General features: G+C 71.0%; 9 protein-coding genes. 5 read left to right on the top strand and 4 right to left on the bottom strand.

The genetic code is table 11. The annotated features are described in order from the left end of the window. Positions 1-59: 59 nt before the first annotated feature. The 5 genes from M4V62_RS21940 (at position 60) to M4V62_RS21920 (ending at position 4,258) form a co-directional block, all read left to right on the top strand. The gene (locus M4V62_RS21940) at positions 60-1,043 is read left to right on the top strand and encodes a MerR family transcriptional regulator (protein WP_425575115.1); all 984 of its coding nucleotides are present in this window, start codon (positions 60-62) and stop codon (positions 1,041-1,043) included. Between the two features lie 150 nt (positions 1,044-1,193). Continuing rightward, positions 1,194-1,808 carry an RNA 2'-phosphotransferase gene (locus M4V62_RS21935; RefSeq protein WP_249588947.1) on the top strand — a complete coding sequence of 205 codons (615 nt, stop codon included), beginning with the start codon at positions 1,194-1,196 and terminating at the stop codon, positions 1,806-1,808. Positions 1,809-1,881: 73 nt separating this feature from the next. Then, positions 1,882-2,331, top strand: coding sequence for a hypothetical protein (locus tag M4V62_RS21930; RefSeq protein ID WP_249588946.1), 450 nt, complete (start codon positions 1,882-1,884; stop codon positions 2,329-2,331). A 54-nt stretch (positions 2,332-2,385) separates the two neighbouring features. After that, a complete protein-coding gene (locus tag M4V62_RS21925) occupies positions 2,386-3,309 on the top strand; it encodes an LLM class flavin-dependent oxidoreductase (protein WP_249588945.1) in 924 nt (307 codons plus the stop codon). A gap of 61 nt (positions 3,310-3,370) precedes the next feature. Continuing rightward, complete coding sequence (locus tag M4V62_RS21920) at positions 3,371-4,258, top strand: Cof-type HAD-IIB family hydrolase (protein WP_249588944.1); 888 nt, start codon at positions 3,371-3,373, stop codon at positions 4,256-4,258. Between the two features lie 27 nt (positions 4,259-4,285). Here M4V62_RS21920 and M4V62_RS21915 read toward each other — a convergent pair whose 3' ends face one another. From M4V62_RS21915 to cydB, 4 genes are all read right to left on the bottom strand, one after another. Next, a complete protein-coding gene (locus M4V62_RS21915; RefSeq protein WP_249588943.1) occupies positions 4,286-5,326 on the bottom strand; it encodes a M23 family metallopeptidase in 1,041 nt (346 codons plus the stop codon). Positions 5,327-5,456: 130 nt separating this feature from the next. Then, on the bottom strand, positions 5,457-7,193 hold the full coding sequence (locus M4V62_RS21910; RefSeq protein ID WP_249588942.1) for a GAF domain-containing sensor histidine kinase: 1,737 nt from the start codon (positions 7,191-7,193) through the stop codon (positions 5,457-5,459). Positions 7,194-7,281: 88 nt separating this feature from the next. Further along, positions 7,282-10,896, bottom strand: a complete 3,615-nt coding sequence (cydD, locus tag M4V62_RS21905) for a thiol reductant ABC exporter subunit CydD (RefSeq protein WP_249588941.1) — start codon at positions 10,894-10,896, stop codon at positions 7,282-7,284. Between the two features lie 83 nt (positions 10,897-10,979). Further along, positions 10,980-11,984, bottom strand: coding sequence for a cytochrome d ubiquinol oxidase subunit II (cydB, locus tag M4V62_RS21900; RefSeq protein ID WP_249588940.1), 1,005 nt, complete (start codon positions 11,982-11,984; stop codon positions 10,980-10,982). Position 11,985: the final 1 nt, after the last annotated feature.

Here is an 11,985-nt window from a genome sequence, read left to right as displayed (position 1 = left end):
TGGCGGGGCAGGTGGCGGGGCAGGTGGCGGTGGAACACCACGGCACGGAGCCCAGGCCGATGGAGCACCACGGCACCGAGCCCAGGCCCGTGGAGCACCACGGCACCGAGCCCAGGCCCGTGGAGTACCGCATCGAGGACCTGGCGCACCACAGCGGCGCCACGGTCCGTACGATCCGCGCCTACCAGGACCGCGGCCTGCTCCCCCGGCCCGAGCGGCGCGGCCGGGCCAATGTGTACGGCGACGCGCATCTGTCCCGGTTGCGGCAGATCGCCGATCTGCTCGACCGGGGCTACACCCTGGCCTCCATCAAGGAGCTGCTCGAGGCCTGGGACGCGGGCCGGGGGCTCAGCGGTGTCCTGGGGCTCGCCGCCGAGGTCGAAGGACCATGGACGGACGAGAAGGCCGACCGGATGACCCGGGCAGAGCTGGACGCGGCGTTCGGCGGCGATCCGGACGAGGCGGCGGTGGCCGACGCGATCGCACTCGGCGTGCTCGAGCCCATGCCGGGCCGTGACGACGAATTCCTGGTGCCGAGCCCTCAAGAGCTCGCGGTCGCCGTGGAGTTGCATGCTGCCGGTGTTCCGTTGTCCGCAATCTCCGGCCATCTACGGGAGTTGAGAGGACAGGTCGAGCACATAGCCGCCCGTTTCCTGGAGTTCACGACCGAGCACGTCTTCGCGCGTTATCTCGGGAATCACCCGCCGAGCGAGGCTGACGCCGCGGAAGCGGCCGCCCTGGTACGGCGCCTGAGGCCGCTCGCCCAGCAGTCGGTCGATGCCGAACTGGCCCGCGCGATGCGCCTGTTCGCCACCCGTCACCTCCAGCACCACCTCGCGTCGGGTCAGCCCGCCCAGCGCACGAATGAGCCGCTTCCGGTGGCCTTGCCCGCTTCGACAATGCAGGCCGTCGAGGGGCTTGTTGGGCGGGAGAACGCTGCCGCGTTCATCTCAGCGGCCACTGAACGGGAAGTACAGGCCAGGACATTGGACTCACTTGCCGCAAGTCACAGCAATAGTGGATTTGTTGGTCAAAAGACCTGAATCGCTTGGTCGTTGTCCACAGAATCGCCAATTCCCCTGTGGATAACTGGACTTGGCTGTGGATCAAACCTGTGGACGAAAAGTGATGGATGAAAAGTCGGTGGACGAAAATCAAGTGCGGGGAGAACGGTTCGGAGCGAGGCTGAACGGATGAATAGAGAACCCCCCTCGGACGCGCCCTCGGACGCCCCCTCCGACTTCCCCTCCGACGAAGCGGCCACCGCGCGGCGCACCGTGAAGGTGTCGAAATACCTTTCAAAGCATCTGCGTCACGAGCCCGGCAGAATCGGGCTCACCCTCGACGAGAGCGGCTGGACGGAGATCGACGCCCTCCTCGCCGCCGCGGCGGCGCACGGTTTCCGCTTCACCCGCGCCGAGCTGGAGCACGTGGTGGCCGTGAACGACAAGAAGCGCTTCGCCGTGGAAGGCGACCGGATCCATGCCAGTCAGGGCCACTCCGTCGACGTCGACCTCAATCTGCCTCCGGCGGCCCCGCCCGCGTATCTCTTCCACGGCACGGTGGCCCGCAATATGGCCGCGATCCGCGCCGAAGGCCTGCGGCCCATGAACCGCCATGCCGTGCATCTCTCGCCCGACCGCGCGACCGCCACCCGCGTCGGCGCCCGCCGCGGGCGCCCCGTCGTGCTCTCCGTCGACGCCGGCGCGATGCACCGCGACGGACATGTGTTCCAGGTCAGCGCCAATGGAGTCTGGCTCACCAGCGCCGTGCCCCCTGCCTATCTCCGCTTCCCGGACAAGCACTGACCAGACACTGACCACGCGCTGAGCAGGGCACTGACCAGGTAGGACCGGACAGGATCAGGCAGGATCGACGGGCATGGAGCATCTGCACAGCACCGAGGCCGCGCTCGCCGCACTCCGTGAGATCGCCCAGGAGTACGAGCGGGAGCTGGAGATCTCGCACGACATCGGTGCCGACCAGACCTCGCGCCGCAGCGCGGCGGGGATCGGCGTGACCACCGACCCCGACGGATCACTGCCCCACGAGGCCTTCGTGGAATTCGGCGGCCCGCCCCGCCTCTCGGTGCGGCTCTACCCCGACGACGACGCGCTGATCACCGTCGAGGGCGTCGAATGCGCCGACATCCCGCGCGACCACGTGCCCGCGTTCCTGCGATCGGTCCTCGGCGGTCTCGCCCATGTGAAAGGGCGGCGCTTCCCTCCCGGCTACCACCTGATCGTGCCGCTGCCGGGCGACCGGACGCACAAGGAGTACATCCCGATGGTCGTCCTCACCCCCTGGCTGAGCAGCAGGTACCGCGGCTGAGCAGCAGGTTCCGCTGAAAGCCGGACCGGCCCGCGGGGGCATACGCTCTGATACATGAGTTTGCGTCTGAGCACCGTGATCCTGCCTGTCCGCCGCTGGCACGAGGGCGGCAAGGAGCGTTGGCAGCGGGCCGAGGAGCTGGGCTTCCACACCGCGTACACCTACGACCACCTCTCCTGGCGGACCTTCCGCGACGGGCCCTGGTTCGGCGCGGTGCCGACCCTGACCGCCGCCGCGGCCGCCACCGACAGGCTGCGCCTGGGCACTCTGGTCACCTCGCCGAACTTCCGGCACCCGGTGACCCTCGCCAAGGGCCTGATCACGCTGGACGACGTCTCCGACGGCCGGATCACCCTCGGCATCGGCGCGGGCGGCAACGGCTTCGACGCCACCGCGCTGCTCAAGTCGGGTGAGGAGCCCTGGACCCCGCGCGAGCGTGCCGATCACTTCGGCGAGTTCCTGCCCCTGCTCGACCGCCTCCTTACCGAAGACGTCGTCTCGTACGAGGGCGAGTACTACTCGGCATCCGAGGTGCGGAACATCCCGGGCTGCGTCCAGCGCCCCCGGCTCCCCTTCGCGGTGGCCGCCACCGGACCGCGCGGCCTGAAGCTCGCCGCGCGCCACGGGCAGGCGTGGGTGACCACGGGCGACCCGAAGCTCTTCGAGAACGGCACCCCCGAGCAGTCACTTCAAGCCATCCGCGGCCAGGCCGAGAAGCTGGCCACGGCCTGCGACGCGATCGGCCGCGATGTCGCCGAGCTCGACAAGATCCTGCTCACCGGCTTCACCCCGGACCGCCCCCTCGACTCCTTCGACGCGTTCGTGGACTTCGCCGGCAACCACGCTGAGCTGGGCTTCAACGAGATCGTTCTGCACTGGCCGCTGCCAGGGACGGATTTCGCGGCCGACGAGAAGGTCTTCGAGCGGATCGCCACGGAGGCCCTGGTCCAGCTGGGAGGCAGCACAGCAGGGGCGTAAAGGCACTCAGATGTGCGCCCCAGCGCACGCCCGTGCACGTATATGCGGGACAATCGATGGCGTGACCTCAGCTACCCCACGGCCCAAGTCCCCGGCCGCCTCCGTCCCCCACCGGCCCAAGGCCCGACTGATCGCCACGGACCTGGACGGCACCCTGCTGCGTGACGACAAGTCCGTGTCCGACCGCACCGTCGCCGCACTCGCCGCCGCCGAGCGGGCCGGGATCGAGGTCTTCTTCGTCACCGGTCGGCCGGCCCGCTGGATGGACGTCGTCAGCTCGCACGTCCACGGGCACGGCCTCGCCATCTGCGGGAACGGCGCCGCCGTGGTCGACCTGCACGACGGCTCGGGCGGCCACCGCTTCGTGAAGGTGCGCGAGCTGCGGCGCGAGGACGCGCTCGACGTCGTCCGTCTCCTGCGCGCGGCGGCCCCCGGCACGTCCTTCGCGGTCGAGCGGACCGGCGGACTGCACCACGAACCGACGTACCCGCCCCTGCACCTGGAGCCCGGCGAGAGCATCGCCCCCGCGGAGAAGCTCCTCGCCGAGGACTCCGACAACGCGACCCAGCCCATCCTGAAGGTCCTCGCCTTCCACCCCGAGATCGCGCCCGACGACTTCCTCGTCATGGCCCGCGCGGCCGTGCGCGGCCAGGTGGAGATCACCCGTTCGAGCCCGAGCGCCCTGCTCGAGATCAGCGGTCCCGGCGTCTCCAAGGCCAGCACCCTGGAGCTGTGCTGCGCCGAGCGCGGCATCACGCCCGCGGAGGTCGTCGCCTTCGGGGACATGCCGAACGACATCGAGATGCTCACCTGGGCGCACACGTCGTACGCGATGGGCAACGCACACCCGGACGTGCTCGCCGCCGCTTCGGGCCGCACGGTCGCCAACAACGAGGACGGCGTCGCGGTCGTCATCGAGCGGATCCTGAGCGAGCAGCAGGAGCAGTAGGCGGCAGCCGGGGTGGAGCCGTGGCGGTCAGAGCTGCACTCCCCGCTCGTCCAGCCACTTCACCGGGTCCACCCCGGACCCCAGATCCGGCGTCAGCCGCACCTCGAAGTGCAGGTGCGGACCCGTCGAGTTGCCGGTCGTGCCCGCCTGCCCGAGCCACTGGCCGGGGCTCACCCGTTCCCCCTGGTCGACGGTGACGGCGGCCAGGTGCGCGTACTGCGTGTAGTAGCCGCCCTCGTGCGCCACCACGACCTCGATGCCGAAGCCTCCCCCGCACGACACGGACTCCACCCGGCCCTCGCCGACCGCCCGGACCGGCGCCCCGATGCCGACCGCGAAGTCCTGCCCGGTGTGCCGATGCGACCAGCGCGCACCCGCGCTGTCGAAGCCCGCCGACAGTTCGTACGTCTCCACGGGCGGAACCCACGCGCGCGTGGAGGACGATTCCGGCTGATCGAGGCGTACGGCTCCCCTGCACTGCCCGGCGGCGACCGACCGGTCGGCCTCGCCCTGCAGCGTCCACCGCGCCGACTCCAGCTTGCTCTCGATCCCGCGTTTCAGCTTCGCGAGGCTCGCGTTGCGCCGGTCCAGGGTCCGTCTGGCCCGGTCCGCCGTCCGCTTGGCGTCCGCGAGCCTGGCGGCGGCCCGCTGGGTCTTGGTGACGGCGTTCGTGACGGCGAGATCCGCCTGCCACAGCAGGCGCTGACCGCGCATCAGCTCTTCGGGGCTGTCGGCGAGCAGGAGTTGGGCGGTCTGGGGGAGGTCACCGCCGCTGCGGTACTGGGCGCTGGCCATCCGGCCGAGGTCCCCGTGCAGCACATCGACCGCGTGCCGCTCCTTCGTGAGGAGCCGGTCCAGTTTCCGGACCTTCTTGTGCTGCACCTTGGCGGCACGCCGCCCCGCTTCGTAGCGCACGGTCGCCGCGGAGGCCTCTTCGTAGAGGCGCGCCACCTCGGCGCTCGTGCCCGGTCCTTCGGAGGCCTCGGCGGGCGTGGGGCACAGGAGCGCGCACAGCAGCACCGACACGGTGAAGAGCGGATGGTGGGTACCGCGGTGGCTCAGGCGCATGTCAGGGATCGTTGCCCTGCTCCCGTCGCGGGGTCCTGCTCAACTCGTACACCCGGGGCACCCGGTGCCCCGAACGGACCACTGCCGTACGGCTGAACAGGGGCCCGCCGATGCCCTGTTCGCGGGGCGCTCAGTACGGCGCCTGCCACACCACCGTCGTACCGCCGCCGTCCTCCCCGATGCCGCCCCCGTACCAACTGTCGCCGCCCAGCGACTCCGCCCGCCTCTTGAGGTTCTTCAGGCCGCTGCGCCGACCGCCCTGCGCGATGCCCACCCCGTCGTCCGACACCGTCAGGCGTACGCCCTGCTGCCCGTCGGGGAGGACCGCCGTCCCGTCGACGACGACGTCGATGCGGTCGGCGCCCGCGTGCCGGAACGCGTTGGACAGCGCCTCCCGCAAGGCCGCGATGAGGTTCTTGCCGGTGAGTTCACCGACGACCGTGTCGACGGGTCCCACGAAGTGGTGCGAGGGCTTGAAGCCGAGCGGCACCGCGGCCATGTTGATCTCGCGCAGGACACGCGTACGCAGCCCGGAGGGAGCCTCGGCCGGACCCTGCTGCAAGGCGAAGATCGCCGTACGGATCTCCTGGATCGTCACGTCCAGTTCGTCGACGGCCTTGCCCACACCCGTCTGCACCTCGGGCACGACGGACCTGCGCTGGGCGCTCTCCAGCATCATCCCGGTGGCGAACAGGCGCTGGATGACGAGGTCGTGCAGGTCCCGCGCGATCCGGTCGCGGTCCTCGTACACCGCGAGCCGTTCCCGGTCGCGCTGTGCCTCGGCCATCATCAGCGCGAGCGCGGCCTGCGAGGCGAACTGGGTGGCGAGGGTCCGCTCGGTCTCGCTGAACTGCCGTGCGCCACGCGCGCGTGGCGTGACGAGTGTCCCCATGACGCGGCCGTCGCTCTGGAGCGGCAGCATCATGACGGGGCCGTAGTCGCGGGCGAGGTCGGTCATGACGCGCGGATCCGTGGCCGCGTCGTCGAGGAACACGGAGTCCCCGGCGAGCAGATCGGTGACGATCCGGGACTCCGGGGGGATGACCACGCCGAGCATCCCGGAGGGTTCGTCCGAGGAGACGGCGACGATCTCCATGCCGCCCTCGTCGTCGGGCAGGAGCACGATCCCGGCGGCCGAGTCGGCGAGATGGCGGGCCTGTTCGGCGACGACGGCGAGCGACTCCTCCGCGTCGCTGCCCGAGAGCAGCGCCGTGGTGACCGCCACGGAGCCGTCGATCCAGCGTTCGCGCTGCATGGCGGCTTCATAGAGGCGTGCGTTGCCGATGGCGATGCCCGCCTCCGTGGCGAGCACGCGGACCATGTGCACGTCGTACTCGTTGAAGTCGGCGCCGCCCCGCTTCTCCGTCAGATAGAGGTTGCCGAAGATTTCGCCCTGGACGCGGATGGGAACGCCGAGGAAGGTCCGCATCGGCGGGTGATGGGCGGGGAAGCCGCACGAGCGCGGATCGGTGGACAGGTCCGCGAGGCGCAGGGTCTCCGGCTGGTGGATGAGCGCGCCGAGCAGCCCCTTGTGCCCGTCGGGCAGGCGCCCGATCCGCTCGGCGGTCTTCTCGTCGATGCCGAAGTAGACGAAGTCGGACAGGCCCTTGCCGTCTTCGGAGACGACGCCGATCGCCGCGTAGTGGGCGTCCGCGAGCTCGGCCGCCGTCTCGCAGATGCGGTCCAGCGTGGTGTGCAGTTCGAGCCCGGCGCCGACGGAACGCATCGCTTCGAGCAGCTGTGGCACGCGTGCGGTCAGCTCGGGGGAGAGGCCCTGGAGGCCGCGGGTCGCCTGCTTCGCCGCCTCGATCGGGTCCGATGTGCCGTCGGGCTGCGGAGAGGCGGCGGAGGCCGAGGGGGCTGACATGCTTTGAGAGTAGTTAGTCCTATTTGGCGAGGAAAGTCGGGGCCGCTGCCCGGCAGGACCGCGACCCCGCACGCCTACCCGGCGACCGCTACCCGGCGGCCGTCACCAGGAGGTCCGCGGCCCGCTCCCGTTCCAGCATGCGCCGCAGCGGCCCCTCCACCAGCACGAGGTCCGCGTACGCACCGCGCTGCACCACGCGACCCGCGTCCAGGACGATCACTTCGTCCACCGCGTCGAGCCCGGCGAGCCGGTGCGTGATGAGCAGGGTCGTACGCCCCGCGGTGGCCGCGAGAAGGTCGTCGGTGAGGGCGTCGGCGGTCGGCAGGTCGAGGTGTTCGGCCGGCTCGTCGAGGACGAGGACGGGGAAGTCGGCGAGCAGCGCGCGGGCCAGTGCGATGCGCTGCCGCTGGCCGCCGGAGAGACGGGCCCCGTGCTCGCCGACCAGGGTGTCGAGCCCCTCGGGGAGCGAGTCCGTCCACTCCCTCAGCCGGGCCCGCGCGAGGGCGCCGCGCAGTTCGTCGTCGCTCGCGCCCTTGCGCGCGATGAGCAGGTTCTCGCGTACGGAGCTGTCGAAGATGTGCGCGTCCTGCGCGCAGAGCCCGACGAGTTCGCGCACGGTGTCGCCGTCCAGCGTGGCCGCGTCCGTGCCGCCCAGGCTGTACGTTCCCTCGCTCGTCCCCAGGAAGCGCAGCAGCACCTGGGCGAGCGTCGTCTTGCCGGATCCGGAAGGGCCGACCACCGCGATGCGCCGCCCTCGCTCCAGCGTCAGGCCGACACCGGCGAGCGCGTCCCGGTCCTGCCCCTCGTACCGGGCGTGCAGACCCTCGACACGGAGCGGGAAGGGCGTCTGTGGGCGCTCTGCGGGGACGGCGGGCTCGGGGACCGGCTCCGGGGCGTCGAGGACCTCGTAGACGCGCTCGGCGCTCTTCCTGACGCGCTGGCGGTACTGCACGGCGAGCGGAAGACCCAGGACCGCCTCGAAGGCGGCGAGCGGGGTCAGGACGACGACGGCGAGCGCGACGCCGCTGAGCCGCCCGTCGTGCACCGCCGGTACGCCGACGAGAGCGGCGGCGGCCACGGTGAGACCCGTGGCGAGCGCGCCGAGCCCGTCGCCAAGGGCAGTGGCCGTGGCGGTGCGGGACGCGATCCGGGTCAGCTCGGCGTCGGCTTCCTTCGCCTTGGCCATGCGCCGGTCCAGCGCGCCGGCGACCGTCAACTCGGCGGTACCGGTGAGGAGATCGGCCACGCGGGTCGCGAGCACCCCGCGCGCGGGGGCCAGCTTCCGCTCCGCCCGGCGGGCGACGGCTCCGGAGAGCAGCGGTACGCCCACTCCGGCGAGGAGCAGACCGACGGCGAGCACCGCGCCCGCCTCTGGCAGCAGCCAGGCGGTGAAGCCGACGGCTCCGGCGCCCACGGCTGCGGCGGCCGATGCGGGCAGGAGCCAGCGCAGCCAGTAGTCCTGCAAGGCATCCACGTCGGCGACCAGGCGGGAGAGCAGGTCCCCGCGGCGGGTCTTCCCGAGCCCGGCCGGGGCGAGGCGCTCCAGGCGCCGGTAGACGGCCACGCGGGTGTCGGCCAGCATCCGCAGGACGGCTTCGTGCGAGACGAGGCGCTCGGCGTAGCGGAAGACGGCGCGGCCCATACCGAAGGCGCGGGTCGCCGTCACGGCGATCATCAGGTACATCACCGGGGGCTGCTCGGACGCCCGGCTGATCAGCCACCCGGAGACGGCCATCAGCCCTACGGAGCTGCCGATGGCGAGGGAACCCAGCAGCAGGGCGAGCGCGAGCTTGCCCTTGCGCTGATGTGCCATGCCCCGCAGCCGGGCAAAGACCCCGCCCTTCGGGTGGGACCTCTCCCATCCGCCCACCGGAGCACCCGGCACCACGGCGTCCCCGAAGGGCTCGTCCGCCTCCCCGAGGGTCTCGTCCGCCTCCCCGAGGGTCTCGTCCGCCTCCCCGAAGGGCTCACCCGCCGCCCCGGAGGGAGCCGGGACGCTCCCGTTGCGCGCAAGCTCCGCGGACGCCGGAGCCGACAGGCCAAACCCCTGCTCCAGCCCCCGCTCCCGGCCGCCCACGCCATCCAGCCGCACCACCCGATCCGCAACCCCCAACAACGCGGGCCGGTGCACGACCAGCAGCACGGTCCGCCCCACGGCCAGCCGCCGAACCGCCTCGACGACCCCCGCCTCGGTCTCCCCGTCCAGAGCAGCGGTCGGCTCGTCGAGGAGCACCACGGGCCGGTCGGCCAGAAACGCCCGAGCCAGCGCGAGCCGCTGCCGCTGCCCGGCGGAGAGCCCGGACCCGTCCTCGCCGAGCAGCGTCTCCACACCACCCGGCAGCGCGGAGACGAACTCCCAGGCACCCGCCGCCCGCAACGCGTCCCGCACGGAGGCGTCGTCCGCGTCCGGCCGCGCGAGCCGTACGTTCTCCGCGATGGAACCCGCGTACAGGTGCGGCCGCTGCGGCACCCAGGCGATCCGCTCGCGCCACCGCTCCGGCGCGACCTCGGCCAGGTCCACGCCCCCGACACACACCCGCCCCTCGGCAGGCTCGACGAACCCGAGGATCACGTCCAGGAGCGTCGACTTGCCCACCCCACTGGGCCCGACCAACGCCACGGTCTCGCCGGACTCCACCGCGAACGACACCCCGGAGACCGCGTCCGACGCCCGCCCCGGATACCGGACCGTCACGCCCTCCACGCTCAACGTCCCCGAAGGCGCAGCCGCCTCCCCGGCGGCCCGCACCGGAGCCTGAAGGACCTCGAAGATCTCCTCGGCGGCCGAGAGCCCCTCCGCCGCCGCGTGGTACTGCGCACCGACCTGACGCAGCGGCAGATAGGCCTCGGGCGCGAGGATCAGGATCACCAGACCCACGTACAGATCCATGTCGCCATGGACGAGCCGCATCCCGATCGTCACCGCGACCAGCGCCACGGACAGCGTCGCAAGGAGTTCGAGCGCGAACGACGACAGGAAGGCGATGCGCAACGTCCGCATCGTCGCCTGCCGGTACTCGCCCGTGATCTGCCGGATCGACTCGGCCTGCGCCTTGGCGCGCCCGAACACCTTCAGGGTCGGCAGGCCCGCCACCACGTCCAGGAAGTGCCCCGACAGGCGGGAGAGGAGCCGCCACTGACGGTCCATCCGGTTCTGGGTCGCCATGCCGATCAGGATCATGAAGACCGGGATCAGCGGCAGCGTCACGACGATGATCGCCGCCGACACCCAGTCCTCGGTGACGATCCTCGCGAGCACCGCCACCGGCACCACGACCGCGAGCCCCAACTGCGGCAGATAGCGCGAGAAGTAGTCGTCGAGCGCGTCCACGCCCCGCGTGGCCAGCGAGACCAGCGACCCCGTCCGCTGCCCGCTCAGCCAGCCCGGACCCAACTGCCCCGCACGGTCGAGCAGCCGCCCCCGCAGCTCCGACTTCACCGCCGCGCTCGCCCGGTGTGCGGCGAGCTCGGTCAGCCAGGCGACCAGGGCACGCCCCGCCGCGACCACCGCGAGCAGGACGAACGGCGTCCCCAAGTCGCCGACGGCGAGCCCCTTCTGGAAGGCCCCGACCACGATCTCGGCGATGAGCATCGCCTGGGCCACGACAAGGCCCGCCCCGGCGACGCCGAGAACCACCACCGCGATCAGGAAGTACCGAGTGGCACGGGCGTACCTCAGCAGACGCGGATCGATCGGTTTCACGTGAAACACACCCTCCGAGGGACCGGAAGAAGACTCGGGGACCTACCAACAGGAACGGATGAACCCAACAGGAACGGACGAACTCAGTGCGCTGAATCCGCGATGTGCTGCGTCCCGATCCGCTTGCGGAACACCCAGTAGGTCCACGACTGGTAGAGCAGCACGATCGGCGTCGCGATGCCCGCGCACCAGGTCATGATCTTCAGGGTGTAGGGACTCGACGAGGCGTTGGTGACCGTGAGGTTCCACTCCTCGTTCAGCGACGACGGCATGACGTTCGGGAAGAGCGTCAGGAAGAGCATCGCGACAGCGGCCGCGATCGTGATGCCCGAGAGCGCGAACGACCAGCCCTCGCGCCCCATCTTGATCGCCCCGATGGCACCGACCAGCGCGACCACGGCCACGATCATCGCGACCAGGCTCTTGCCGTCGCCGTTGTCCGCCTGCGTCCAGATCAGGAACCCGAGCGCCAGGACAGCGGTCACCAGACCGAGCCCGAGCGCCAGCTTCCGCGCCCGCACCCGGATGTCCCCCACCGTCTTGAGCGAGGCGAACACCGCGCCGTGGAAGGTGAACAGCGTCAGGGTGACCAGGCCGCCCAGGATCGCGTACGGGTTGAGCAGGTCCCAGAAGTCGCCCACGTACTCCTTGTGCGCGTCGATCTTCACGCCGCGCGTGATGTTGGCGAAGGCCACGCCCCACATCACCGCCGGGATCAGCGAGGTCCAGAAGATGGCCTGCTCCCAGTTGCGCTGCCACTTCTCCTCGGGCCGCTTCGCCCGGTACTCGAAGGCGACACCCCGCACGATCAGGCAGAGCAGGATGATCAGGAGCGGCAGATAGAAGCCGGAGAAGAGCGTCGCGTACCACTCGGGGAAGGCGGCGAAGGTCGCGCCGCCCGCCGTGAGCAGCCACACCTCGTTGCCGTCCCAGACGGGACCGATGGTGTTGATGAGGACCCGCTTCTCAACCCGGTCACGGGCGAGCAGCTTGGTGAGGATGCCGATCCCGAAGTCGAAGCCCTCCAGGAAGAAGTAGCCGATCCACAGGACGGCGATCAGCACGAACCAGACGTCGTGAAGTTCCATA

It is taken from the genome of Streptomyces durmitorensis (assembly GCF_023498005.1).
GTDB lineage: Bacteria > Actinomycetota > Actinomycetes > Streptomycetales > Streptomycetaceae > Streptomyces > Streptomyces durmitorensis.
Note: the sequence above shows the minus strand (reverse complement) of the source record. Positions and strands in the feature narration are given on the sequence as shown.

Bases quoted from the DNA above. Each gene is read 5' to 3' on its own strand.
- M4V62_RS21935 (WP_249588947.1), top strand. From the start codon at position 1,194: ATGAATAGAGAACCCCCCTCGGACGCGCCCTCGGACGCCCCCTCCGAC.
- M4V62_RS21930 (WP_249588946.1), top strand. From the start codon at position 1,882: ATGGAGCATCTGCACAGCACCGAGGCCGCGCTCGCCGCACTCCGTGAG.
- cydB (WP_249588940.1), bottom strand. From the start codon at position 11,984: ATGGAACTTCACGACGTCTGGTTCGTGCTGATCGCCGTCCTGTGGATC.
- M4V62_RS21940 (WP_425575115.1), top strand. From the start codon at position 60: ATGGAGCACCACGGCACCGAGCCCAGGCCCGTGGAGCACCACGGCACC.
- M4V62_RS21925 (WP_249588945.1), top strand. From the start codon at position 2,386: ATGAGTTTGCGTCTGAGCACCGTGATCCTGCCTGTCCGCCGCTGGCAC.
- M4V62_RS21910 (WP_249588942.1), bottom strand. From the start codon at position 7,193: ATGTCAGCCCCCTCGGCCTCCGCCGCCTCTCCGCAGCCCGACGGCACA.
- M4V62_RS21915 (WP_249588943.1), bottom strand. From the start codon at position 5,326: ATGCGCCTGAGCCACCGCGGTACCCACCATCCGCTCTTCACCGTGTCG.